We start from the raw sequence: 25,618 nt of genomic DNA on the forward strand, positions 1-25,618 counted from the left end.
TTAAATTACGATAACGACTCATTCTTTTTAAAAGTAAGCCCTGTGACTGAACTCACTCAAATCATACTCTATACTTTATTTGCCGGTGCCTGCATCCCTATCGGTGGCCTTTTGGGTTACTTTGAAAAAATTCGCCCACAATGGCTGGAAAATGAACTCCGACACGGTATTATTGCATTCGGTGGTGGCATTTTAGTGGCAGCGGTTGCATTAGTTCTGGTGCCGGAAGGTAAACATTACGTCGACCACGATTTTTGGAGTGTTGGCCTCTTCCTATTTGGAGGTATCTTCTTCTTTTTGATGGAACGATACTTGGGCACTAAACGGCAAGAAAAACCTCAGTTTACTGCAATGCTGTTAGACTATCTGCCAGAATCACTTGCACTGGGAGGTGCCTTCGCCATTGGAGCCGCTTCTGCTCCTTTGCTGGCATTGTTTATTGGATTACAGAATTTACCTGAAGGATTCAATGCTTACCGTGAGCTTATCAACAAACCCAATGCCAGCAAAAAACGAATTTTAGGATTCATGGGAGGGTTAGCACTACTCGGCCCGATTATCGCGATCATCGGCTGGCATTATTTAAGCCATAACACCTTGTTATTAGGCGCTGTTATGCTATTTGCCTCTGGCGGTATCTTGTATCTTATTTTCCAAGACATTGCTCCCCAATCAAAAATGCAACGACATTGGGCCCCGCCATTAGGCGCCATTCTCGGCTTTTGCTTCGGCATGTTAGGCCAGGCTTTCTGGAACTAATTCACTTAAAAAAACAATAACTTGATTTCAAAAACTTTTATCAAAAACAAACTTACTGTACGATAAAACTCTAAACAAGACAGCGACCTAACCTCCAGACCAAAAGCTGTCGATAACCATTTCCCTTAGAACTGTTATTAACATCAAAAAGGAATTTATGGATCACTCTCAGATGAAGTCAACGCATTATCAATCTAATAGTTTAACGTTAACCGGTGCGGTCGCCATGGGAACAGGCGTCATGATTGGGGCCGGTATTTTTGCCTTAACAGGACAAGTTGCAGAACTGGCCAAAAGCTGGTTTCCATTAGCCTTTCTGGCCGCCGCCATTGTCGCTGGTTTCAGTGCTTATTCCTATGTCAAAATGGCTAACGCCTATCCATCTGCCGGCGGCATTGCGATGTTCCTCAAAAAAGCCTATGGCAAAACCGTCATGACCGGAGCCGGCGCTTTATTGATGTACTTTTCCATGGTCATCAATGAAAGTTTGGTCGCGAGAACGTTTGGTACCTACACCATGGAGCTATTTGATGCGAACCAATATCCCGAGTGGGTTATTCCAGCGTTAGGGGTCGCCCTATTATTCTTTGCTTTTCTCATCAATATCCTAAGTAATCGCTTTATCGAACGCTTTTCTTTTTTTATGGCGTTCATCAAAATTGCAGGCCTGGTCGTTTTTGCATTAGCCGGCTTATGGGTTTCTGGTTTATCTTTTGAAAGCATTTCGGCCGCCCCGCCGTCAACATCAAGCAGTACCGATTTCTTGGGAGCGGTTGCGTTGGCGGTATTGGCTTATAAAGGGTTTACCACCATCACGAACAGTGGTGGCGAAATTGAGTATCCTCATACAAATGTCGGACGAGCCATTATTATTTCGATTTCACTTTGTCTGACTTTATATATGTTGGTAACGTTTTCGATAGGGGCGAACCTGAGCATTGAAGAAATCGTTCAAGCGAAAGACTATGCTTTGGCAGAAGCCGCCAGACCTGCCTTTGGTGATGCAGGGCTATGGTTTACCGTTATTTTCGCAATCGTCGCCACAGTGTCCGGCGTCATTGCCAGTGTCTTTGCGGTAAGTCGAATGTTAGCCATGCTGACCGAAATGAAGCTGGTGCCCCATCGCCATTTTGGTATGCCGGGCGATCTCCAAAAACATACCTTGGTATACACCATTGTCATTGCAATGCTCCTCACGATATTTTTTGATCTCAGTCGCATTGCTGCCTTAGGCGCAATCTTTTATATCATCATGGACATCGCCATTCATTGGGGAGTGCTACGCTACCTTCGAGAGGAAGTGAAGGCCAGTACCGCGATTTTAATAACGGCAATCGTTTTAGACATCATCATTCTCATCGCATTGATTGCAGTTAAATTTCAAACGGATCCTTTCGTCATCTATGCTGCCCTAATCGGCTTAGCGTTGATTTTTGTCGGAGAAAGACTCTTTTTAAGTCATCAACGCAAGGCGTCATAAAAACTGGCCAGGCCTGGTTGTTTTGGCACCCTTAGCCTGGCCTAAAGCGCTTTATAAAAACGATACAAAAGAGTTCTAAATCAAACTTCAAGACAAAAAAAAGCCCGTTAAATAACGGGCTTTTTTATTGCCATACGTCAATGAGATTAACGCAACACGTGCAAGAAATGCATATGTTTATGGTAATGATCAATAATATCATGAATGATCGCCTGCTTTGACCACCCCATCACATCATAGTCCTGTCCGCCTTCACGTAAATGAATTTCAGCACGATAATAACGCGCCGATTCATCCATTTCGTCCATCGACGTTTCAACCTGAGTAAACTCCGGCTTCAAATGCGAACGACTGCGAACTTCATAAATAAAGTCAGTCTCTTCACCGTGGCGAACAATTAAACGGACTCGGTCATTCTCTTTTTCATTTTCGACCAACACATCCAACTCTTGTGCTTTAAGTTCTTCAGCCACCTCTTCGCAAGCTGGGCGAGCCACACTTTGAATATAACGACTCACGACGGATTTACTTGGGTAATCAACGATATTATGTAACCGCTCTTTCCAATTGCCATCCGTGGTCGCAGGTGGCGTCGGCGCGACATTCATCTGCAAACTTTCACGCTTAGCAATGTCGACCCTTAACGCCATAATCAAACCATAAGTGGCAATTAATAGCACAATGGAAAAGGGTAATGCACTGGCAATCGTTAATGTCTGTAAAGCACCCAACCCTCCAGCAAGCAAGAGAATTGCAGCAATCAATCCAACTCCGATGACCCAGTAAAGTCTTTGCCAGATGGGGGTATCATCTCGGCCATTTGAACACAACATATTCACCACCAACGCACCGGAATCGGCTGATGTAACGAAAAAGATAATCACCATTAAAATCGCGATAAACGACAGTATTGAACCAAAAGGAAATTGATCCAAGAAAGCAAACAAAGCGATGGCAACATCATTCGATACGGCTTTTCCTAAACTATCCAATCCACCATTCAAAATCATATCGATGGCGGAATTCCCGAAGAAAGTAAACCACATCATACTGAAACCAATCGGCACAAATAGAACCCCGGTTACGAATTCACGGATACTGCGTCCTCGCGAAACACGGGCAATAAAAAGACCGACAAAAGGCGCCCATGCTAACCACCATGCCCAATAAAAAATCGTCCAACCCCCAATCCAATCTGTCTTTTCATAAGCAAAAAGATTGAAAGTCACTCGAACAATGTCAGATAAATAGGTTCCGGCATTCTGAATTAAAGCTTGCATCAAGAAAATGGTTGAGCCTAAAAACAATACCAGCAACATTAAAATGACTGCCAAACTCATATTCAGCTCTGATAGACGGCGAATCCCTTTGTCTAACCCCGTTACCACTGAAACAGCCGCTAAGGCGGTCACAGCTGCAATTAACACCACCTGGGTAATCACACCGATAGGCACTTCAAATAAATAATTTAACCCTGTATTCATTTGTAGTACCCCATACCCTAATGAGGTGGCGATACCGAATACCGTACCAATAACCGCAAATACATCCACTGCATGCCCTACTGGTCCATAAATGCGTTCACCAATCAAAGGGTATAAAGCAGAACGCATGGTTAAAGGCAGTCCATGACGATAACTAAAAAACGCTAAAATCAATGCCACAATCGCATAGATCGCCCAGGCATGTAACCCCCAATGGAAAAAAGTGATTTTCATGGCCTCACGAGCGGCTTCAACCGTTCCCGCATCACCGACAGGTGGTGACAAGAAGTGCATCACCGGTTCAGCAACCCCGAAAAACATAAGCCCGATTCCCATACCGGCAGAAAACAGCATTGAAAACCAGGTAATTTTAGAATAATCCGGCGAGGCATGATCGGGACCTAACTTGATATCGCCATAACGGGAAAGCCCAAGAAAGACCACCGTGATTAAAATAATAGCAACCGTTAAGACGTAAAACCAACTGCCATTATCAACAATGATATTTTGTAAATGGCTGAAAGCGCCGTCCGCTTGTTGTGGAAAAACAGCGGCATACAACAACAGTAAAATAACCAGGCCTGAGGCGGTAAAAAAGACAGGGGGGTTCAATCGTGCTTGCTCTGCAGTGGAGGATTGTTTCATCCGAATAACCTCATCTTAATATTCGATTGCAAAAAAGTGCGGACTATCAATAACAACGATGCGACCACAACTAGAAATAGAAATCCATCGTTAAATACAGTGCTGAAAAATCGCCTTCACCGACATTCCCATTCCGACCGATATAACCGTCTTGCGTTAAATATTCTGCATATATCCAACCCGGTCCATAGTTATATTTGATACCTGGCGCATAGGCAGAAACAACATTGGCATCATTGCCTTTGGTTTGTGGGTCTGCCCACGAGGCATCCAAATAATACGTCCAATCGCCACTGGAACGCCCGATTTCAAGGGCATAGCGTGTATTTTCAACCTTACGTTCCAACCCGTTGCTGTTTGCATAATTTTCAGGTAAATTGCGTTGCGCTTGAATAACTTCCCCGTTTAAGAAAGTCTTTCCAAATGTTCCTTTATAGTAAACAACTAAAGCAGAATGATCTCCATCAACCTTATCATTAGCAGTTGTAAAATCTTGTAAACGTCCCGCTTGTAAAGCCGCCCCAATGGTCTGATTTGAAGCTAAATCAATGCCGACATTTCCAACCACAGTTTGAACTTTTCGATAAGTGGTTGATGACCCCCAGTGTCGATTGTCGTCCATGGTATCGGTACTGGTTTTGCCCCAGTCGTCCTGATGATAATAAGCCACATCATAGTTGAGATTAGAGGCTTTACCTTGCAACTTCAGCCCCACATCCATTTGGTCGCCATAACCACCTTGCAACATATCACCAGGCCAGAAGTTATAAGTCTTCCAACCAAACGGAACCTGACTTTTACCCACAATCAGCTTGTGATCGTCATTAAGATCAAACCCGACCCATGCTTTATGCATACCGGCTTGGTCACCGGTTGAATTATTGTCGGGATCGGTAAAACTCCCTGGCCCCATGCGCCATTCCATAGAGTAAGACCAGTTACCTTTCCCTTTGTCCGCTTGACCATCAGCATACAAAACCAAAGCCTCATCACCAATGGTGCCGTTATTAGGCTCATTGGCACCAGAGTGAAATGACTGGTTATAATTAAACCAAACACCCCCGGCTAACTGATTGGATGCTTGCACTGAAGAAAAGACAAAAGGAAATGAAAAAAGTGTCGCTAAAGACAAGGGAGATAATCGCATGAGTGTTCTCCTTCTATTGATAAGAATAAAATCAGTTTAACAATTGTTACATCGATAGTGCAAGTTCAGGCAGATAGCACCCAACCTTTCAGTTAGGTCGATGTCTTATCTGAATACTTGTCTTTGATTTGAATAATTTGGGGCAGGACAGCCAAAAAACACTCCACCAACTCCGGATCAAAATGTTTATTTTTCTCAGACTTGATTAAGTGCACCGCCTTTTCAACCGGCCAAGCTTCTTTATAAGGGCGTTCGGATGTTAGCGCGTCGAACACATCCGCAATGGCCACAATTCGTCCTGAGATAGGAATATCTTTTCCAGACAACCCCTTAGGGTAGCCTTTACCATCAAACTTTTCATGATGGGTTAATGCAATTTCATAAGCGGTTTTTAACACATTAGAATCATGTCCTTCCAGAATTTCGCCCCCGATTTCGACATGACGCTGCATTTCAAGATACTCTGCTTCAGATAGTTTTCCTGGCTTCATCATAATCGTATCTGAAATGCCAATCTTACCAACATCATGCATCGGCGAGGCAATTCGGATCATATGCGCTTCTTTTTTATCTAAGCCCGCTTCAAGTGCGATCAACTCTGAAAAATAACTGACGCGTTTGACATGGTTGCCTGTTTCATTATCTCGATATTCTGATGCGCGCCCCAGTCGATAAATAATTTCATGGTGCGCTTCCTCCAAAGCTTGCGTTCGCTCCTGAACTTTTTGCTCAAGCAATCGATTCTGTTCCTTCAACATCATTTTCATTTGCCAGTTCTCAAGCTGAATTTCAATCCGCTTAAGCAACTCATGACGATTAAAAGGCTTCATCACATAATCACTGGCACCATTTTTCAAAGCTCTGAGCCGATTCTCTTGATCATTTTGAGCCGTTAACATCACAACGGGGGGAGCATCCTGTTCATGGTAATGCTGTTTAATCATCGCTAAGGCTGCAAACCCATCCAAAATGGGCATATTAATGTCTAACAAAATCAAATCAATGGGTTGAGATGCCAGCACAGCGCTTAACTGAAGCGGGTCATTCAAGAGTTGAATATTTTTATAACCTTCAAGCGTCAAAAGATCCATGACAAGGTCTAAGTTGACCTGTTGATCATCTAACACCAAAACCCGAGCATCATAGAGTTGCGTCATGATTTTCTTGACTCCTGTACCTTATGAATCCACATTAGTATTTCTGTCTCATTCAGCGGAGATGACAGCTTATCATCCACCCCCTCTATTTCTGAGTGATTAATCGACACAAAATAAGCTTTTTTGTGTTTAAAAACCGACAACTGCCTAAGGCTGGAAACAGTTGTTTGTATGGCTTCTTTTTTCAAAGCCATCCCCACAAAAACAATATCTGGCTTAAGGGTTTGAGCCATGTTTAGCCCAAGTTCTAAATCAGGCGCCACATTCAGCTCAATGAGTTCGCTCCCCTTGCCTAGCCCGGCCATGACATGCATATTCTGTGGCTGGTTATCGATTAACAACACTTTCACTAGAGTGTTGTTGATCGATTCAGAGGGCTCTTTCGTTTCCAAATCAACCTGATGAAGCGTGGACAAAGGAAAATCAACCCAAAAACAAGACCCTTCATTCTCTTCACTGGTAAACCCAATGTCTCCCCCCATCAAATACACTAGCTCTTGCGTAATGTTCAGGCCAATACCCGTGCCTTCAATTGAGGAAGATTCATGTCCTAATCGGTCATAGGAATTAAACACATTCGACTGCTTATCTTTTGCAATACCAAACCCTGTATCAGTGACGGAAATACGCACTCTGCCGGTTTCCAGTAACGTCGCGGCCAATGTCACTTTACCCTCGGGTCGATTATATTTAATCGCGTTGGATAAAAAATTCAACATCACCTGTTTCAGCTTCAGCTCATCCGCATAGACATGGTAATTAAACGTTGTCCAATCCGGTCTTTCCAACGTAACTAAATATTTTTGCGCCATCGGATCAACGGTGGACAAGCAATAATGAACTGTGTCCTCCAGACTGACATCCGTCATCTTAAGTTCGACTTCACCTTGCTCAATTTTTGATAACTCTAAAAGCTGATTGATCAACGCCAACAAATGATGGCCACTTTCAGAAATATGGTCAACTTGATGTTGTTCTTTTTCTGGTAAGTCTGCCATGCTCAACAAATCAGAAAAGCCGATAATCGAATTTAAAGGCGTCCGCAATTCATGACTCATACTCGATAAAAATTCCGATTTAGCTTTATCGGCTTTTTCAGCTCTGTCCAGAGCTTGAATCAAATTCTCTTCTGCCTCTTTTCGACGAGTGATGTCTTGAACCACCCCCAACATATTGGTCGGATTACCATTTTGGTCTCTAACCGCATCGCCTTGTTCCTGCAACCAATGAACGGTTCCGTCCTGCCAGATCACTCGATGTTCTATATCGTATTCCGTTCCGCATTCAATACAGTTTGTTACCGCTTCAATGACCTTTTGACGATCCTCTGGGTGCACCGCATTTAAAAAGCTGTCATAACTGGTTTCCAATTCTGCTTCTTCGCCGCCAAATAGCGGACTGATACGCTCAGACCAAAAAAGCTCATTGGTTTTGATATTCCAATCCCAGGTTCCAATATTGGCAAAACGTTGGCTCAAGTTCAGCCTTTGTTCGCTTTTTTTCAGTGCCGCCTCAGCTTCTTTTAAATCGGTAATGTCTTGAACGGTGCCAGACAACCGAACCAACTCGCCATTCTTACGATGTCCTTGTCCAAGTTCATGCACATATCGAATCTTTCCATCTGGACGAATAATCCGATGAATCACATCATGCACGCCTGAAACACTCGCTTCACGCTCACTGGCTTCAACCAACTCAACATCATCAGGGTGAATCGCTTTTTTAAAGGCTTCCACACTGGGAGAAAAACGCGCTTTATCAAACCCAAAAATATCATAAATATAATCCGACCATTCCAATGAACCGGTTATCAAATCGGCTTCCCAATAGCCCAGTTTTGCCAAAGATTGAGCTTCAATCAGCTTTTGCTCGGTTTGTTTTAAGTGTGTCACATCCGTACGAATGGAAATATATTTCTGAGGTTGGCCATGGGCATCTAAAATCGGAACAATACTCGATTCCACCCAATAGAGCTCACCGTTTTTGGCACGGTTACAAATTTCTCCCGTCCAAGCTTGACCTGCTGAAATGGTTTGCCACATTTCTTTAAAAAAGGTATTTGAATGAATTCCGGAATTAATTTTTCGATGGTCTTGCCCAAGCAGTTCATCACGCGAATAGCCACTGATTCGACAAAACATATCATTGACTTCAATAATACGACCTTGTTTATCCGTCACAGATACGATGTTATGAAAGTCTAACCCGGTTTTAAAATCGGCTGTTTTTTGAAGTGCATCGTCGGTTGCGGACGACAAGAATACGACATCTCTTTGATGTGCCAAGCGCGCCAACACCTCGGCGCAAGCTTCATCTACCGTTTGTAATTTCGAAACCGCAATATCCGCTTCAAAATGCGCTAAACGATTAAATCGTCTTAAACGTTCCGGAATGGTTTGATAATTGAGCACCATGAGTCGCTTTGCATTTGGAAACTGACGGATCGCGGTACTTAATGCTTGAACATCAAAATCATCTTCTTCCGCATCCATCATCACTAAATCAGGTGACTCTTGTTGTAAGTTTTCCAGCACGGTCAAGCTATCGCCGACACGGCAAATATCTACGCCAAACTCATGTAAACGAATACAGAGTTCTTCACTGCGTTTTGATGTCCCGACAAAAAGTATTTTGAAAGGTTTGCAGACAGGCAGTGCTCGATGATACAGATGATAAAAATAACGACGAAAATAAAACGCTTCTTCAGGCCAAACAAAAAGATTTTCAATGCCTTGCGTTGCCAATTTCAAACGAGAGGAAAGACTTTCTTCTGGCAGGAGATAAATAGCTTGATCAACTGAAAAAACCAGCGACGTTAAAGAGTGAATACAATCAATTGTTTTCTGCTCTTCTTCGGTTAACCGAAACACTAAAATATCATCACTCTTTAAACGTTTAAGCTCCTCTAATGAAGAAAATACGCGATAGCGCAAAAACAACTCGGACGTGTTTTGCAAAACGGTATCAATCTCTTCGGGTTTAATTCCATAGAAACAGAGGCGGGGAGAAAGAAGCTCATTCTGCTGCGAGGCTTTGTCCTTAACAATCGTCTCTTTCAACCCTTCTAGTGAAGCGATAAAATCTTCTTTTTCAGGGGAGGTCAATAACGATTTGGGACGCCAGATAAGGCTTTCTAATTGCTTGAGGACTTTTGAAAAAGATGCAGAACCATAAGATTTGGATACATAAGACAAAGATTCGAGAATGTAATAAAAGGGTGCAAGATCCGAACCATATGTTGTCTTAACATTTAAACGACGAATCTCAGATAACAGATTGTCTAAATGATTAGACAGCTTATCGTTAAAGTCATTTTTGAGGTTGGGTTCTATAGATTCGGGCTTCATTCTGACAACTCAAGTCGCTGGCTTCGCCAGTTGGTTTAGGCTTTTCTATTCATTATACACCTAAATTAACCCCCTCCAACAAGAACCCAATCAATCCTTATAATGGCTAGTATTAATCCGTTTTATTCCGGATGGAATTCAAACCTTAACAAAACCACTTGAGCAGCATAAGTGATTGATTTCGAAATTGGCAAGGCTCTATTTCCGGCAACGATAAATGGCAAACTTTTGCACGCCCCCTTTCACATCAGAAACCGCTACAATCGAATCGCCCCCCATTTCTGCGGCATCATTTTTAGCAATCACAATCAATTCTTCTTGCACTTCATCTTCGGAGAATTTTATTGCCCCTAAAGAATCCTTCACTCTAGCGACGGTCACCCCCAGTTTTTGACAGCTCGTCACATTATAATCTTTGACCAGCATCACTTGTTTAGAGGCTTCAGTCGGTTCGTTAAAAGAACAGCCAGCCAATAAAAAACCACCCAGCATAACAATAAAAAAAGCTTGTTTGATTTGATACATGTCTTACTCCTAATTTAGGTTATTGTGAAGAGGTATGAGCGATGCCATCTTAGAAAGAATGAAGCGAGGCAAGGAATTTTAACAACTCAAATGCCTGCTGTTTCTTACTTGAAATCATCAGCGCTTCAACAGCATCTCTGGTTACCAAGGTTAAAGCATTCTGTTCGGATTCAAACCCTAAGTTTTTGCCAACCTGGTTGGCGCAGATCATATCCAATTGTTTACGTTTCAATTTGGATTGAGCATAATCTAGCACATTCTCAGTTTCGGCCGCAAACCCGACCACAAAAGGTTTATTTGCTTGCTCAGCAACCCACGCCACAATATCAGGGTTTTTTACCAACTGTAATGACATAAGGTCCTGGTCAGTGCGTTTCTTTATTTTTTGATTAGATTGATTGGCGGGTCGAAAATCGGCGACGGCGGCTGCGCTGATAAAAACATCTTGTTGTGCATAATGAGACTGCACCGCCTCGAACATCTGTTGCGCAGAACGGACATCAAGTCTTGAAATGTCAGGAGAGCAGCTCAATGACACAGGGCCTGCAATCAAAGTGACTTGCGCGCCCAGTTTATGCGCCACTTCTGCAATGGCGAACCCCATTTTGCCGGAACTGCGGTTACCGATAAACCGCACCGGGTCAAGGTCTTCAAATGTAGGGCCCGCAGTAATCAAAAGGCGTTTTCCTTGCCAAGAAGGGTGTAATTCTGCCCAGGCCTGGGCGTTTTTCTGCTGCGCGTCCAGATAACGTTCTGCTTGCGAAAAAATCGTTTCCGGCTCTGGCATACGTCCAGCACCCACTTCGCCGCATGCTTGCTCGCCTTCTGCCGGGGTCAAAATCTCAAATCCACGCTGTTGCAGCAGCGCGACATTTTCTTGCGTGGCGGCATTGGACCACATTAAACGATTCATGGCAGGCGCCAGCATAATAGGACGATCCGTTGCAAGACATAACGTCATCAATAAATCATCGGCACGCCCCATTCTCAGTTTTGCCAGCGTTTCAGCCGAACAAGGCGCAATGACAATCAAATCAGCCCAGCGCGCCAACTCAATGTGCCCCATGCCCGCTTCCTGGTTTTCATCAAACAATTGATCTCGAACCGGATTTCCTGACAAGGCTTGAAAAGACAAGGGTTGAATAAACTCTTTCGCGCCCGCGGTCATTACCACTTGAACCTGATGCCCGGCTTTCATAAACAGGCGCACCAATTCCAGCGATTTATAGGCAGCAATGCCGCCCGTGACACCCAGTAGAATCTTCATCCCGCCACCAAGCTCGCCAGCTCTTCGACCAAACGCACCGGACGACCATTTTTAACCGTTGCCCCATACGTTTTGGCAGAGACCATCAAGACGTCATCAGCGCGATAAATATTTTGTAAAAAAATGACTTTCACTCGCCCTTCCTTAATCATTTCCACCGTAATGTAAAAATGATCATGTGGGCGTAACGAAGCTTTGTAATCAATTTCAGAACGCACTACCATTAAATCAATGCCCTGTTTGGCTAAAGCAGGGAAATTGATTTCATTAGCTAAAAGAAATTCATGACGTGCGTGCTCTAGATAATTCTGATAAACCGCGTTATTCACCACACCCTGTAAATCACATTCATAGTCCCGAACGCGCATCTCAAGTTTAAACATTGCCAGAGGCATCCCTTTTAATTATGATGACGATATCTTACCAAAAAATTCGTAAAAAACATGGCAATAACCGACTGGCACGAAAATGACCGCCCCAGAGAAAAACTGCTGAAGTTTGGCGCCCCACATTTGTCAGATGCCGAATTATTAGCCATTTTTTTACGGGTCGGCGTGAAAGGGAAAAGTGCGGTTGAACTCGCACAGGACTTACTCGATCACTTTGGCAGTTTAGATGCATTATTGAACGCAGATGAAACCGAGTTTTGTGAGGCAAAAGGCCTTGGGCAAGCAAAATATGTTCAGCTCAAAGCGGTTTTGGAGATGTCACGCCGCCACTTTGAATCAGGACTCAAAAAAGGAGTCGCCTTAACACAACCTGAAGCAGTGGCGCGTTTACTTCAGCATCACATAGGCAATCAGCCACGGGAAATTTTTGGCCTGGTGTTACTTGACCAACAAAACCAATTCATTCAATTTGTCCCTTTATTTACCGGCACCCTCAACCAAACGTCCGTTCATATTCGTGAAATTTTGAAAACAGTACTTGATCACCATGCTGCGGCCGTGATTCTGGCACACAATCATCCTTCTGGCGACCCGACCCCCAGTCAGTCTGATAAAGATCTTACCCGCCAGATTCAGCAAGGCCTACAGCTAATTGAAGCACGTTGTCTGGACCATATTATCCTCGGAGATCATGGTCGTTGGCTCTCTTTTACCCAGCAAGGGTTATTGTAAAATCTTCGTTAAAAGCAATTTCTCAATCGACCGACTTAAAAAAGATAAGCCAAACAAACGATATAATCTTGAATTACTTTGCAATATGGCTTGCTTTTCTATTCTATTTTATGGATAATTCCGCTTCTTGTTTTTCACAGTCTTGAATGGGCTGTTTTAACATAGAAATATTCGAATATTTTTAATGTGTGGTTAGTTTTAATGAACTAGCCGTTTTTGAGAGGAATTGAGAAATGTCTAAAATATGCCAAGTAACAGGTAAAAAACCTGTGGTCGGTAACAATGTTTCCCACTCTCATCGTAAAACTCGTCGTCGTTTTTTACCAAACCTACAAACTCACCGTTTTTGGGTTGAGAACGAAAACCGTTTTGTAAAACTACGCCTTTCAACTTCTGGAATGCGTATTATCGACAAAAATGGTATTGAGTCAGTGCTTGCAGAAATGCGTGCACGTGGTGAGAAAGTTTAAGGGAGCCCGACATGCGCGATAAAATTAAACTTCAATCGACAGAAAGCGCTTATTTTTATACTACGGATAAAAACAAGCGTAACATGGCTGGTAAATTTGAGATCAAAAAATATGATCCAGTTTTGCGCAAACATGTTCTCTTTAAAGAAGCTAAAATCAAATAAGTTTTACCATAACTTAAATGATGAACCCAGCTCAAAAGGCTGGGTTTTTTTATGCCTGAAAATCATGAGGATTCACCACCTGACGCACCTGACTTTTCTGTCAGTCTGTCATCACCACCTTATTTCGACCTGTTTGCTTCGCCTGATATAACCGTCGATCAACCGTTTTATACAGTTCTTCAGAGTTGGTTAATGCATCGGAATCACAATAAATTGCGCCAACCGAAATCGTCAATACCCCTTCTGTAGAAGCCGCATTCTCAATACCCAACGATTTTACTTTGAAGCATAGCTGCTCTAAGTAAGACTGGAATTCTGCTTCGCTTTTAAACCAAGAAATCACAAGAAACTCTTCGCCCCCCATTCGGAAAACAAAATCGGTCGCTCGATGGAAAGAGGTCTCTAAAACGTCTGCAACCTGTTTGAGTACCTGATCACCTTCCTGGTGCCCGTAGGTATCATTAATGGTCTTGAAAAAATCAATATCCATCATGGCAACAGCCAAGCTTCTGTGCTCCCGTTTCGCTCGATTGATTTCTCGTTCAATAATTTGATTAAAATAACGCCGGTTATACAACCCGGTCAAATCATCCGTTATCGACAGCTGCTCATTACGCTTTCGGTCCGTGATATCAACTCGAGTGGCCCAGACTTGTTGAATATGTCCCATCACATCCAGAACCGGGGTCAGCGTCAATTCAACCCAATAAGAGTGGCCATCATTGGCACGTCCTTCCATCTCACCCTTCCATGACTGACCCGCATTCACTTGTTTTAAAATAGCTTCTTGCTCTTCTTTTGACAAAGTTTCTGTTGCCAAATCAAGGTATTGCATCTCTTTTAATTCTTCACGACTATACCCAGATAACCGAGTAAAAGCGTCACTGACCCACTCAAACTTTAAGGTTTGCATATTAATTAACGTGGCGTACGTCAGCTCATGAATTTTTTCAATATAGGCTTGTTGTCGGTTCTTTTGATAACGGAACATCAACAAGAAAAACGTCAAAGTTAAAATAATGGCCAGCGAGATGCCACCCACTTCAATCAATTGCTTGCGGTCAAGTTTATTCACAACCTCCAGCTTGATCCATTTATTAAAGATTTGCTGACGTTCCTCGTCCGTAATGGAGTCCAACCCTTTTCGCAAGATATTAAACAGAACCGGATTATCTTTAGTGACCCCAATGGCTAATTCAAAACGATGATTAGATTGCCCGACGACATGAAGGCCTATTATTCCATATTTATGAATCGCATAATTAATCGCCCCAAGATTACCGGAGTACAGACTGGCGCGTCCATCCATGACCGCTTCCAACCCCTCTTTAACCGAGTCGACAATGACCAACTCAATACTGGGATAATGCTGCTTTAAAGTTTCATGGGACCAATACCCGTTCACTACCGCCACTTTTTGCCCTTTTAAGGCATCATAGCTTTCAATAAAAGAGACATTTTTTCGACCCACCAACACCATTGGAAAAGACAAATAAGGCTTGGTAAAGCGCATATATTGCTCACGCTCTGGTGTGGCGACAGCACAAGAAAACACTTCCAACTGGCCCGCTCTCGTTTTAGACAATACTTCTGCCCACCCCAGTGTTTTCTGGGCTTCAAATCGCACTCCTAATTTTTGTCCCAGCAAAGCAAAGTAATCGGATGCGATTCCTCGGTATTGCCCCTTTTTATCGATAAATTCAAAAGGCTCCCAATCGATATCATTGGCTAATTTAATAACGGGATGAGCCGCTAAATAGGCTGACTCTTCTTCGGTATAGGCATATTGTGATGCATTGAAAATAAACTGCTTCATATTCAGACGGTTAAACTCTTTCTGAGAGATTAACCCCACTTCTTTCGCCTCTGCTGCCGTGGCCATCAATTTGGCAGGCTCCACTTTACCGATTGGTACTTGGCCAGATTGAACATAGTGTGTTGTGACCTTCGCTTCATTCAGTAAAGCTTCACGCGATTTTACAACCGGATAATGCTGCATGATATAGTCCACCATCTCCGTTTGGTGATGGATGGCATACCGCCACCCTTTAATGGTGGCGGCTTTGAATTTTTGGATTTGCTCCGGGTGCTTGGCAGCAAGGGCTTCTGAAGTGACCACCAGATCGCCGTAACTCTGCACTCCAAAGGATTTGGGATCCACAATAAAAAATGCTTTGTTGCGTTGCTTCAAACGAAAAGGTTCATTCGTGGTATAGGCGCCATACAAATCGACTTTATGAAGAATAAAGTCTTCCAAATTGCCAGAAGAGTCAACGGATATCACCGGGTTCTTCACTAAATTTTGAGCTTTGTTAATCAACCCTAGAATCTGTAAATTCCCATAATGCATGACTGTTTTGCCATCAAGCTCAGCCAGATCATTAATAGGCTGATGTGACAACAAGACCATGGGAGAGAATTGAAATGAACTCATAATGAGCTTAATCGGAACGCCTTTGGCATAATCGGCAATCATTGAACTATAACCAATACCAATATCGGCCCGCCCAGACACAACCTCGTCCACCACACGAATGCCCGGTTTCCAGTTCTTCATCGAGACGTCTAACCCGACTTCCTGATAATAGCCTTGTTTGATGGCGGCGTAAAACCCGGCAAATTGAAACTGATGGTTCCAGTTCACTTGAACGGTTAAAGGATTTTCAGAAACATTGGGAGAGATTTCAGCTTGAGAGGCGGCATGACCACTCATAGAAAAGAAGAGGGAAGCCAGCAAAACAAGTGTTCGCAAAGAGTTGAAAGCTGAGGGTACGTTAATCTCCATACAATTATTATATGAATAATCCACCCGATTGACAGTTATTTCTTATCAACAAAACAACCTTTAATAATTTGCTAATATCACCCTTCATAACAGCGCTGTTTTGCAAGCCGCATCGCGGGGGGCACTTTAGCCCAATTCTCTGGAAACCTTTTCGATTGAAACTCCCGAAGTGCAGCGTAAGCATCGTCAATCAACGCAAAGCTTGCAATGGTTCTTTCCGAGTTCTTAACGCAATATCCAACGTCATCACAGTCAATATGGTAATTTTGTTCGGCCATTTTAGTCTCTCCCTTGCTTAAGACAGTTATCGGCACATTACTTTCAAAGCTGAGATAAAAAAACTTTAACCGAGTGTCATTTTTCCCAAACTTCTTTAAAATACCGACATCTTTTTCCAATTTATAAGAAATAAACATGCCAGAATTACCCGAAGTAGAAACGACTCGAAAAGGCATTCAACCCAAGGTTGAAGGTCAAGCCATTCAAAAAATCATCATTCGTAATGGCAAGCTTCGCTGGCCTGTCGATACAAGTCTGACGGAAAAACTGCCAGGCCTGGTTATTTTAAGCATTAAACGTCGTGCGAAATATCTACTTCTGGAAACCAGCCAAGGACATTTAATTATCCATTTAGGCATGTCTGGCAACCTGCGTGTACTCCCGCAACAAGAACCTGCAATCAAGCATGACCACATTGATCTGCTGCTAGAAAATGGCTTTTTGTTGCGCTACCACGATCCCCGGCGTTTTGGCAGCTGGTTATGGACTGAGGCGCCAATCCAGGAGCACACACTATTAAAGTCTCTTGGCCCTGAACCCTTGACCGATGCTTTTAATGCTGAGTACCTTTTCCAAAAACTGCAGGGCAGAAAAACGGCCATCAAAACGTTTATTATGAATAACCACATCGTGGTGGGCGTTGGCAACATTTATGCCAATGAATCGCTTTTTCTGAGTGGCATTCATCCAAGCAGAACGGCGCAGAGTTTAACACTCACAGAAACGACCAAGCTCGTCGCACATATCAAAATGGTCTTAAGTGCTGCAATAGAACAAGGAGGCACCACCTTGAAAGACTTTTTAACCCCTGATGGTAAGCCAGGTTATTTTGAACAGAAACTGAATGTGTATGGTAGAGAAAACGCACCTTGCTTACGGTGTCATGCATCCATCGAAAAAGTTGTTCTAAATCAACGCGCCGCCTACTTTTGTTCAAATTGTCAAAAGTAGCGCCAATCAACTGTTAAGATAAAATGACAGGAAGGTGTTTCAGCCGAAGAAAAATTGAGAGGGTTGATTAAAAACATTAACCTATTGAAAAATTACTCTTTTTTGAGGCTTAATCGAAAAGTATGCGTTTTAAAGGCTTAACTTATTTACATAAAACATACTCACTCGTTGCAGTGGGTTGTGTATTTGTCGTTTTGATTTTGGGTGGCTGCAATTCAGACTTTTTACCCTCCAATAAGCAAATCAGCCAGTGGCCCGTCAATACCTCATGCAAATTAGATGCCTCCGCTTGCTCCACTTCGGTTAAAAATCAATCCATTACTTTAGATATTCAACCTAAACCTATCCGGGTAGCCAGAATGTTGAATGTCCGCGTCAAATTGACAGGCATTGAAGCCGAAAAAGTAGAACTCGATATCGCCGGACAAAACATGTATATGGGCTATAACCGAGTCACATTAACGCCCGTAAAAGGGTACCCGCACCTGTATGAGGGTCAATCCATGCTCGCCTTCTGTACCAATGACAAAATGGATTGGCATTTATCCGTTTTGGTGACTCAGAAAAACCAACCGCTTATCCAGGCGCCTTTTGCATTAACCACTCGGTCGCAATAAACGCTCCCAATCACTCAAAAGGCTTTTTTTGAATTCGAATCAAACTATGTCAAAATAAAAGCACCTTAACTGAGGATAACGTTATGACATGGTTTAACCAATCAACCGATTCGGTTATCAAGGCCCTCAAATCGGATTATCAGCAAGGTCTGTCAGAGGACCAAAGGGGAGAACGTCAAACGGCTTTTGGGCTGAATGAAATTAATCAGGTCAAACACGCTTCTGCCTTACATATTTTTATCGCTCAGTTAAAAAATCCATTACTCATCATTCTTGCGCTGGGCGCATTACTGTCTTTTTATACCGGTCATCATGTCGATGCGTTTGCCATCACCACCATTATTTTAATCAACGCCTCCATTACTTTTATTCAAGAATATAAAGCTCAAAAATCAATCGATGCCTTACGTGATATGTCGGCACCACATTGCCATGTCAAACAAAATGGACAATGGCATGAGATGTCGGCAAAGCAACTCGTTCCTGGAGACATCATTCTTCTGAAAACAGGCGACATCATCCCTGCCGATTGCCGTCTGGTTGAAACAACCCAATTGGAGGTGGATGAATCGGCACTCACAGGCGAATCGAATCTAATCAGAAAACAAACCTCTGTTTTAGAATCGTCGGATTTAACACTGGGCGACCAACTCAATATGGGATTTATGAGCACACCTGTTCACAACGGAAGGGGCATCGCGGTTGTGACCGCTACAGGCATGAAAACCGAAGTCGGTAAAATTGCTCGGCTGATCGAGACCACCCAGAACCGACTCACGCCTTTGCAAGCTCGCATCCATGCTTTATCGAAAACCCTGATCTGGGCTGCTTTATTTATTGTAGCCGTCATCATTGGTATTGGATTCTATAAAGGTCTTACTCTTTCCGGCATGGTAGACACCAGTATCTCATTGGTCGTCGCAGCCATACCCGAAGGCTTGACGACTGTCGTCACCATCGTCTTAACATTAGGGGCGAAACACATGATGCGTAACCATGCGCTGGCGAAGTATTTGGCCTCTGTAGAAACGCTTGGCTCCACCTCTGTTATCTGTACCGATAAGACGGGAACCTTGACTCAAAACAAAATGCAATCTGTTCAAATCTGGGCAGGAGGTGAGCATTATCACATTCAAGGAGAAGGCTACCGCCCAATAGGAGAATTTAAGGATGATCAGCAACGGCCCGTGACCCCGCAACAACATCCGCACTTAAACCACCTATTGGAAATGTCGGCCTTATGTAATGAAGCACAACTCGTCGAACAAGAGGGGCGTTACCACATCCAAGGACTTCCCACAGAAGGGGCATTAGTCGTGGCAGCCGCAAAAGCCAACATCCACAAAGAAGCATTGCAACAGCACCACAGAATCATCAAGACCTTTCCATTTGATCCCAAACGAAAAATGATGAGTATCATCATACAAGAGCCTGATAATAGCTATCAACTGATTGTAAAAGGTGCGCCGGATGTCTTAATAGACCATTCTGAAATCATTGAATTCCAAGACAAACATTTAGATGTCACCAGTAATCGATACCTTATTGAAGACGTCATTCACACTTTTGGCTCTCAAGCGTTAAGAACACTCGCTATCGGTTATCGACATTTATCAGAAGCTCAAATTCATCTTTCACAGGAAGAGCTTGAAACCCAGCTAACATTTACAGGGTTACACGGTATCATTGACTTGCCGAGACCGGAAGCAACGCAATCTGTCAAAGAGTGCCATGAAGCAGGGATTCGTGTCATTATGATTACGGGGGATCATGCTGTCACCGCCCGAGCCATTGCTGAAAAAATGCAAATCATTCATGCTAATGAGGAAGCAATCGTCATCACGGGAAAAGAACTGAATGCCCTATCGGATGAAGAACTCGGAAACTTGGCTCCCAAAATTCATGTCTATGCACGGGTTACCCCTGAACATAAATTACGCATAGTGAAAGCGCTACAGCAACGAGGAGATGTGGTTGCCATGACCGGTGACGGTGTCAATGATGCACCAGCCCTAAGAAAAGCGGACATTGGCATCGCGATGGGAGACAGCGGAACCGGCGTTGCGAAAGAATCTGCCGATTTAATATTGCTGGATGATAATTTTGCAACCATCGTGACCGCGGTTCGGGAAGGCCGTCGAATTTATGACAATATCCGCAAGTTCATACGCCAGGATTTGACAGCCAATGTCGGTGAAGTCTCAGCAATCTTATTTGCTTTTTTACTGATCAGTGGAGAGCCGCTGCTCGCTCTGGCGCCGCTAATGATTCTTTGGGTCAACCTGGTCAGTGACGGCATGCCCTCTTTAGCGTTAGGCGTGGATGTCGCTGAAGCGGATGTCATGAAACGTTCTCCTCGCGATCAAAAAGACAGTTTTTTTGCCGACAGCTTAGGCGCTCGAATTATTGTCCGAGGGCTGGTAATGGGGGGGTTCACTTTCTGGATGTTTCACTATGCGCTGCACCTTGGCATGACGTTGGCGTATGCCCAAACACTTGCTTTTATGACCCTGATATTTGGGCAATTATTTCATGTATTTGATGCACGCACTTTTACCAGTCTCTATCGACGCAACCCTTTTACGAACCGATTGTTACTATTGGCGGTATTTGGTTCCGGCGCACTTTCCATTTTAATGGTTTACAGCCCCTTTGGAAATTTAGTCCTAGGAACAACCCCCCTTCAATTGCACCATTTGGTTATGACGTTTTTTATCGCCGCACTGCCAACTTTTATTTTATCGGGCATCAAGGAACTGTTTAGATTTAAGTGGTTATAACGCATCAGGCCTGGTTGTTTTTTAAGCACTTTGCACTCAAAATGCTAATTAGCAAAAAAATAGAGGCATAAAAACTTTAAATGAAACATCACAATAAAACCGATAAACTAAAGCCTATGTCATCCTAAAAAGTCATTATTCGTATGGTAAAAACGACCTCTTTGCTTAAAAAACCGTTCATGCTTATTCTGTGGCTTTTTGTCGTTTTATTTATTGTGTTTAGCAGCGCGTCTTATCTTTTACATCAAATTCATTTAAAGCAAGCCGAAAAGCATTTCAGTGATGTCTCCTCTACATTATTAGACGAACAAATCAAGAAAAAGTTTGATGTGGGTCAGGCCATCAACCTCTCTTACGCGAACAACAGTCAACTCAAAAAAGCCATCGCTTTTGAAGACCGTTCTTTTCTGATAAAAGAGCTAAAACATACCCAACAAAATTTTTCTATCTGGACCCGTTTTAAAGAAATCGGCATGCACATTATCACCGCCGATGGCCGCTCTTTGCTCAGAACGTATGACATTCCCAGCTACAACCAGGATTTAACGCGTCACAACCTCATCCAGAAAGTCATCAAAACCCGAAAAGATGTCAGTGGTATCGATATCGGGGGCGCTTCAACGAACTATCGGCTCATCGACATCATTCCGGTATTTGCAAATGATGACCCGGAAGAAATTGTTGGCTTCATCAGCATGTCTCAAGGTTTTGAATCCATCATGAATGCCATGAACAAAGCCGGCTTCCAGTTTGCAATTTATAAAGCCATTCGACCAGATAACGGGGGGCCGGCTGAGTTTGTTCAGGATGACAATGAGATTTACCAAACACAATCTCTAAAAAACTTATCCTTTACTGAAAAAAACCTGTTAACAAACTCTTTGCACTTTCAAAATAACCAAGTGCTTTACACTCAGAACCTTTTTGACAACACCGGCAAAATTAAAGCGACAATCGTCGTGGCTGAACCTATCGAGATTTTGCAGAGAGAAGCCTGGCAAAATACCAAAAACTACATCATCGTTTTCGCGTTTATTTTAATTGTGTTGCTTGTCTTAAGTATGGCACTCCTCAATATGATGCGAAAAGAGGTGATTAAACCGATTCAACGGTTGGAAAAAAAGATAGGAACCATCATCCAAACCCAGTCGTTTGACCAAGAAGTGGAAGTTGTTGAAAACAATGAAATCGGTCAGATGAAACATCGTTTCAATCGGTTGCTGTCAGAAATCAACGAACTGATTTATTCCATTAATTATCAACAAAAAGCCATTGACCAGACACTGATTGTGTCTAGGACGGATCCTTATGGCACCATTTTATATGTTAACGATAACTTCTGCAGAATCAGTGGTTATTCAAAAGAAGAGTTGGTCGGCCAACCACATAACATCGTTCGTCACCCTGAGATGCCTAAAAGTACGTTTGAAGAAGTTTGGGCCACAATACAATCGAAAAAAATCTGGTCAGGCGAAATCAAAAATCTGCGTAAGAATGGCGAAACGTATTACGTCATGTCTTACATCATGCCCTTGCTGGACAAAAATGGCAACATCAAAGAGTTTCTGTCCATAAGAGAAGACATCACCGAACGGGTTCGTCTCGAAAAATCGCTAGAGAAAGCCAAGCAGGATGCCGAAGAAAGAAGACTGGTGGCGGAAAAATCGAACCAGGCAAAATCAGAATTCTTATCTAGCATGAGTCATGAATTGCGGACGCCTTTAAATTCAATCATTGGATTCGCTCAATTGCTGGAACTCTCGGATCTATCCGAAAAACAAAAGAAACAGTTAAAAAACATTTCTACCAGTGGGGAGCATTTATTACACCTCATTAATGACCTACTGGAATTGGCCAAAATTGAATCTGGCAACATTTCTTTGTCGGTTGAAAGAACCGAACTCAAACCGATTGTGGAAGAATGCTTACAGATGATTCATACAGCAGCGGAAAAACATCATATCAAGATTCTGATATCGGAAAAGTCCAATTGTAATTACTTTGTCATTGCAGACCATTTACGGCTCAAGCAAGTACTGGTGAACTTCTTAACCAATGCCATCAAATATAACCGTGAAAATGGTTCAGTTATTCTGTTTGCAGAAAAGAAAACCGCTGAAGAATCGCCACACAAAAACGGCTGCATTAGAATCAGTATCGAGGATACCGGTTATGGAATTGCAGAAAAGTATCAGAAAAAACTGTTCCAACCATTTAATCGCCTTGGCCATGAAACATCAACCATTGAAGGAACCGGAATCGGCTTGGCCATTACAAAAGACCTGATTGAAAAGATGGATGGCCAGGTTGGGTTTGAAAGCACCGAAGGGGTGGGATCTACATTCTGGTTCGATATTCCCATCGCCAGCGATATTGACTCAGATTCGTTAGAACAATGTCGTTTAAAAAACGAGGAACAGGTTGAAAATACTTCTATTGAGCCGAAAAAGACCGGCAAAACCACTTTAAGGATACTCTACATCGAAGATAATCCAGCCAACATGCAATTGATGGCCAACATCATCGAAACACTGGATAACTGCGAGCTTGTGATCGCCCCCAATGCGGAGGACGGTACTACGAAAGCACAACAATACTTACCCAACATCATCTTTATCGACATCAATCTCCCCGGCATGAATGGCGATGAAGCGCTGCCTATCTTAAAAGCGATTCCGGAACTGGAAGCACAAAACACCCTTTATTATGCTTTGACCGCCAATGCAATGAAAGAAGATGTGAAAGAAGGATTAATAAAAGGGTTTGATAAATATCTCACCAAACCGATCAATGTGGCCGAAATTTTATCGATTATTAAAGAACAAACATACTCTTTATAAAGGTCATGTCCCTGCTTAATTCGTAACGGCTACCGATTTTATTAACGCAAAAACCGCCAGGCCTGGCTTCAAATTTAAGCGATCAGCCGAATGCTGTGTCACCTCACAAAACAAGTTTTGATCATCTTTCAGTCGCAAACGAACCAATAAACGGTGCGCCCCTTGTGGAATCATTTCAACAATTGTGACCTTAAGATGGTTAATGATGCTCAACGCTTGTGGGTCTGACAGTGCCAGGCTGACATCTCTCGCCAATACTCTAACACGCACAAGTTCTTGACCGGATAACGAAGGTTCTGACAACCAAAGTCTGTCCTGCCCTAATTGCACTGGATAAAGTCCTTGCTCTGCAGGCAAGGAAGTCGCTTGAATCACCGACACCGCTCCTTGTTCATCAAACAAGGGAGAATCGGCTCGTTTCAAGGCTTCTTGTAACGATTCAACCGACTCGATTTTGCCTTTCGCCATAAAGACTACTCGATCTGCTAAACGTTCAACTTCAGCGGGGACATGAGTAATATAAAGAACCGGAATTCCATAATGAGCAATGAGGTTTTCCAACAGCGCTAACATTTCTGCTTTAGATTGCCAGTCTAGCGCGGATAAAGGCTCATCCATACAAAGCAATTTCGGCCGCATCAGCAATGCACGTGCAATCGCCACCCGTTGACGCTCCCCGCCAGATAAAAAAGTCACTGCCCGGTCCAATTTATCTCGAATACCCACCGTATCGACCAGATAGTCAAAATCCATGGGCGAAAGTGTTTTCGGCAGTCGTTTGATACCATACAGCAGATTCTCGCGCACGGTCATATGCGGAAACAGAGCCGCATCTTGAAAAACAAATCCAATATCACGCTGAGCGGTTTTGACACTCTTTTTTCCCGCTTGCCAAAAAACATCCCCCACCTGTAAAACCCCACGTGTTCGTTTATCCAGCCCGGCAATCGCGCACAGCAAAGTACTTTTTCCACTGCCTGACCGGCCAAATAACACCGTCACACCTTGCAAAGGGAAATCGAATGGCCCTGTGCTGAGCTTGAATTGATCCATGTCCAGTTCTAGGTCACCTTGAATACTCAGTTCGGTCATCTGGTTAGCCCACCTTCACACTGAAACGACGATTGATACCATAAACCAGCATTAAAACCATCAAGGAAAACACCAACATCATGCCTGACAAAATATGTGCCTGGGTATATTCCAGACTCTCGACATGATCAAAGATATCAATCGACACCATACGCGTCTCGCCGGGGATGTTCCCCCCAACCATCAAAACCACCCCAAATTCGCCAACGGTATGCGCAAATGTCAAGGTCGTTGCCACCAGAATACCGCGTCTGGATAGCGGTAGGATAATGGTTCTGAATTGGTCAAGAAAGGAAGCCCGTAAAGTGGCTGCGGCATCCAGTAAACGATGCGGAATTGCTTCAAACGCATGCATTAACGGTTGCACGGCAAATGGCAAGGAATAAAAAACCGAGCCGATGACCAGCCCGGTTTTACTGAAAGTCAACTGTCCTTCAAACCCAAACCAACGCAAAAACTCTGTCACAGGCCCTGTAGGATTCAACACGATCAATAAATAAAACCCTAACACCGTGGGCGGCAGCACTAACGGCAACGCCACTAACGCCTCCAACAACACCTTATTAGACGAGCGCATTTGAGACATCCACCAAGCTAACGGCATCCCTAAAATTAATAGAATGACCGTCGTCAGAGTTGCGACTTCAAGTGTGACCCAAATAGGGGTTAAATTGATCTCTGTACCGAAAATTTCCAGCATGAGTTTCC

General features: G+C 43.3%; 20 protein-coding genes. 9 read left to right on the forward strand and 11 right to left on the reverse strand.

What is annotated here, in order from left to right; translation table 11 throughout:
• Positions 1–42: 42 nt before the first annotated feature.
• Positions 43–759 carry a ZIP family metal transporter gene (locus tag GHNINEIG_RS10020; protein ID WP_135796525.1) on the forward strand — a complete coding sequence of 239 codons (717 nt, stop codon included), beginning with the start codon at positions 43–45 and terminating at the stop codon, positions 757–759.
• 157 nt (positions 760–916) lie between these two features.
• Positions 917–2,239, forward strand: coding sequence for an APC family permease (locus GHNINEIG_RS10025; protein WP_135796526.1), 1,323 nt, complete (start codon positions 917–919; stop codon positions 2,237–2,239).
• Positions 2,240–2,385: 146 nt separating this feature from the next.
• Here GHNINEIG_RS10025 and betT read toward each other — a convergent pair whose 3' ends face one another.
• From betT to GHNINEIG_RS10060, 7 genes are all read right to left on the reverse strand, one after another.
• Positions 2,386–4,368: a choline BCCT transporter BetT gene (gene betT / locus GHNINEIG_RS10030; protein WP_135796527.1), complete on the reverse strand. Its 1,983-nt coding sequence runs from the start codon at positions 4,366–4,368 to the stop codon at positions 2,386–2,388.
• A 70-nt stretch (positions 4,369–4,438) separates the two neighbouring features.
• The gene (locus tag GHNINEIG_RS10035) at positions 4,439–5,515 is read right to left on the reverse strand and encodes a hypothetical protein (RefSeq protein WP_135796528.1); all 1,077 of its coding nucleotides are present in this window, start codon (positions 5,513–5,515) and stop codon (positions 4,439–4,441) included.
• A gap of 92 nt (positions 5,516–5,607) precedes the next feature.
• Positions 5,608–6,672, reverse strand: coding sequence for an HD domain-containing phosphohydrolase (locus GHNINEIG_RS10040; RefSeq protein ID WP_135796529.1), 1,065 nt, complete (start codon positions 6,670–6,672; stop codon positions 5,608–5,610).
• Positions 6,669–10,019 (reverse strand): PAS domain-containing protein, encoded by a 3,351-nt coding sequence (locus GHNINEIG_RS10045; protein ID WP_135796530.1) that lies wholly within the window; start codon positions 10,017–10,019, stop codon positions 6,669–6,671. The genes GHNINEIG_RS10040 and GHNINEIG_RS10045 overlap by 4 nt, the downstream gene beginning before the upstream one ends.
• Before the next feature lie 198 nt (positions 10,020–10,217).
• Positions 10,218–10,544: a DUF4156 domain-containing protein gene (locus GHNINEIG_RS10050; protein WP_135796531.1), complete on the reverse strand. Its 327-nt coding sequence runs from the start codon at positions 10,542–10,544 to the stop codon at positions 10,218–10,220.
• A gap of 49 nt (positions 10,545–10,593) precedes the next feature.
• Entirely contained in the window at positions 10,594–11,811 is a 1,218-nt protein-coding gene (coaBC, locus tag GHNINEIG_RS10055; protein ID WP_135796532.1) for a bifunctional phosphopantothenoylcysteine decarboxylase/phosphopantothenate--cysteine ligase CoaBC, read from the reverse strand.
• Complete coding sequence (locus GHNINEIG_RS10060) at positions 11,808–12,194, reverse strand: acyl-CoA thioesterase (RefSeq protein ID WP_135796533.1); 387 nt, start codon at positions 12,192–12,194, stop codon at positions 11,808–11,810. Before GHNINEIG_RS10060 ends, coaBC begins: the two co-directional genes overlap by 4 nt.
• A 60-nt stretch (positions 12,195–12,254) precedes the next feature.
• Here GHNINEIG_RS10060 and radC point away from each other — a divergent pair, with 60 nt between their 5' ends.
• The 3 genes from radC to rpmG all read left to right on the forward strand — a co-directional run bounded on the left by radC (position 12,255) and on the right by rpmG (position 13,566).
• A complete protein-coding gene (gene radC, locus GHNINEIG_RS10065) occupies positions 12,255–12,932 on the forward strand; it encodes a RadC family protein (protein WP_135796534.1) in 678 nt (225 codons plus the stop codon).
• A 233-nt stretch (positions 12,933–13,165) separates the two neighbouring features.
• Entirely contained in the window at positions 13,166–13,402 is a 237-nt protein-coding gene (gene rpmB, locus GHNINEIG_RS10070; protein WP_011371335.1) for a 50S ribosomal protein L28, read from the forward strand.
• 11 nt (positions 13,403–13,413) lie between these two features.
• Positions 13,414–13,566 carry a 50S ribosomal protein L33 gene (gene rpmG / locus GHNINEIG_RS10075; protein ID WP_011371336.1) on the forward strand — a complete coding sequence of 51 codons (153 nt, stop codon included), beginning with the start codon at positions 13,414–13,416 and terminating at the stop codon, positions 13,564–13,566.
• A gap of 100 nt (positions 13,567–13,666) precedes the next feature.
• On the opposite strand, the gene GHNINEIG_RS10080 is transcribed toward rpmG, so the two are convergent.
• Both GHNINEIG_RS10080 and GHNINEIG_RS10085 read right to left on the reverse strand, forming a co-directional pair.
• Positions 13,667–16,318 (reverse strand): diguanylate cyclase, encoded by a 2,652-nt coding sequence (locus GHNINEIG_RS10080; protein WP_223260876.1) that lies wholly within the window; start codon positions 16,316–16,318, stop codon positions 13,667–13,669.
• A 110-nt stretch (positions 16,319–16,428) separates the two neighbouring features.
• Entirely contained in the window at positions 16,429–16,629 is a 201-nt protein-coding gene (locus tag GHNINEIG_RS10085; protein WP_135796536.1) for a hypothetical protein, read from the reverse strand.
• Positions 16,630–16,765: 136 nt separating this feature from the next.
• Here GHNINEIG_RS10085 and mutM point away from each other — a divergent pair, with 136 nt between their 5' ends.
• From mutM to GHNINEIG_RS10105, 4 genes are all read left to right on the forward strand, one after another.
• Positions 16,766–17,581 carry a bifunctional DNA-formamidopyrimidine glycosylase/DNA-(apurinic or apyrimidinic site) lyase gene (mutM, locus tag GHNINEIG_RS10090; protein ID WP_135796537.1) on the forward strand — a complete coding sequence of 272 codons (816 nt, stop codon included), beginning with the start codon at positions 16,766–16,768 and terminating at the stop codon, positions 17,579–17,581.
• 122 nt (positions 17,582–17,703) lie between these two features.
• Positions 17,704–18,198 carry a hypothetical protein gene (locus GHNINEIG_RS10095; protein WP_135796538.1) on the forward strand — a complete coding sequence of 165 codons (495 nt, stop codon included), beginning with the start codon at positions 17,704–17,706 and terminating at the stop codon, positions 18,196–18,198.
• A gap of 83 nt (positions 18,199–18,281) precedes the next feature.
• Positions 18,282–20,978 carry a cation-translocating P-type ATPase gene (locus tag GHNINEIG_RS10100; RefSeq protein WP_135796539.1) on the forward strand — a complete coding sequence of 899 codons (2,697 nt, stop codon included), beginning with the start codon at positions 18,282–18,284 and terminating at the stop codon, positions 20,976–20,978.
• Between the two features lie 179 nt (positions 20,979–21,157).
• Complete coding sequence (locus GHNINEIG_RS10105) at positions 21,158–23,818, forward strand: ATP-binding protein (RefSeq protein ID WP_189636879.1); 2,661 nt, start codon at positions 21,158–21,160, stop codon at positions 23,816–23,818.
• A gap of 15 nt (positions 23,819–23,833) precedes the next feature.
• On the opposite strand, the gene modC is transcribed toward GHNINEIG_RS10105, so the two are convergent.
• Positions 23,834–24,910, reverse strand: coding sequence for a molybdenum ABC transporter ATP-binding protein (gene modC / locus GHNINEIG_RS10110; RefSeq protein ID WP_135796541.1), 1,077 nt, complete (start codon positions 24,908–24,910; stop codon positions 23,834–23,836).
• Positions 24,911–24,914: 4 nt separating this feature from the next.
• Positions 24,915–25,610 (reverse strand): molybdate ABC transporter permease subunit, encoded by a 696-nt coding sequence (gene modB, locus GHNINEIG_RS10115; protein ID WP_135796542.1) that lies wholly within the window; start codon positions 25,608–25,610, stop codon positions 24,915–24,917.
• Positions 25,611–25,618: the final 8 nt, after the last annotated feature.

Source organism: Hydrogenovibrio crunogenus, from assembly GCF_004786015.1.
Taxonomy (GTDB): Bacteria; Pseudomonadota; Gammaproteobacteria; order Thiomicrospirales; family Thiomicrospiraceae; genus Hydrogenovibrio; species Hydrogenovibrio crunogenus.

Excerpts from the sequence above, each read along its gene's own strand:
- GHNINEIG_RS10025 (WP_135796526.1), top strand. The coding sequence starts at position 917 with ATGGATCACTCTCAGATGAAGTCAACGCATTATCAATCTAATAGTTTA.
- betT (WP_135796527.1), bottom strand. The coding sequence starts at position 4,368 with ATGAAACAATCCTCCACTGCAGAGCAAGCACGATTGAACCCCCCTGTC.
- GHNINEIG_RS10035 (WP_135796528.1), bottom strand. The coding sequence starts at position 5,515 with ATGCGATTATCTCCCTTGTCTTTAGCGACACTTTTTTCATTTCCTTTT.
- GHNINEIG_RS10040 (WP_135796529.1), bottom strand. The coding sequence starts at position 6,672 with ATGACGCAACTCTATGATGCTCGGGTTTTGGTGTTAGATGATCAACAG.
- GHNINEIG_RS10045 (WP_135796530.1), bottom strand. The coding sequence starts at position 10,019 with ATGAAGCCCGAATCTATAGAACCCAACCTCAAAAATGACTTTAACGAT.
- GHNINEIG_RS10050 (WP_135796531.1), bottom strand. The coding sequence starts at position 10,544 with ATGTATCAAATCAAACAAGCTTTTTTTATTGTTATGCTGGGTGGTTTT.
- coaBC (WP_135796532.1), bottom strand. The coding sequence starts at position 11,811 with ATGAAGATTCTACTGGGTGTCACGGGCGGCATTGCTGCCTATAAATCG.
- GHNINEIG_RS10060 (WP_135796533.1), bottom strand. The coding sequence starts at position 12,194 with ATGTTTAAACTTGAGATGCGCGTTCGGGACTATGAATGTGATTTACAG.
- radC (WP_135796534.1), top strand. The coding sequence starts at position 12,255 with ATGGCAATAACCGACTGGCACGAAAATGACCGCCCCAGAGAAAAACTG.
- rpmB (WP_011371335.1), top strand. The coding sequence starts at position 13,166 with ATGTCTAAAATATGCCAAGTAACAGGTAAAAAACCTGTGGTCGGTAAC.
- rpmG (WP_011371336.1), top strand. The coding sequence starts at position 13,414 with ATGCGCGATAAAATTAAACTTCAATCGACAGAAAGCGCTTATTTTTAT.
- GHNINEIG_RS10085 (WP_135796536.1), bottom strand. The coding sequence starts at position 16,629 with ATGGCCGAACAAAATTACCATATTGACTGTGATGACGTTGGATATTGC.
- mutM (WP_135796537.1), top strand. The coding sequence starts at position 16,766 with ATGCCAGAATTACCCGAAGTAGAAACGACTCGAAAAGGCATTCAACCC.
- GHNINEIG_RS10095 (WP_135796538.1), top strand. The coding sequence starts at position 17,704 with ATGCGTTTTAAAGGCTTAACTTATTTACATAAAACATACTCACTCGTT.
- GHNINEIG_RS10100 (WP_135796539.1), top strand. The coding sequence starts at position 18,282 with ATGACATGGTTTAACCAATCAACCGATTCGGTTATCAAGGCCCTCAAA.
- GHNINEIG_RS10105 (WP_189636879.1), top strand. The coding sequence starts at position 21,158 with ATGCTTATTCTGTGGCTTTTTGTCGTTTTATTTATTGTGTTTAGCAGC.
- modC (WP_135796541.1), bottom strand. The coding sequence starts at position 24,910 with ATGACCGAACTGAGTATTCAAGGTGACCTAGAACTGGACATGGATCAA.
- modB (WP_135796542.1), bottom strand. The coding sequence starts at position 25,610 with ATGCTGGAAATTTTCGGTACAGAGATCAATTTAACCCCTATTTGGGTC.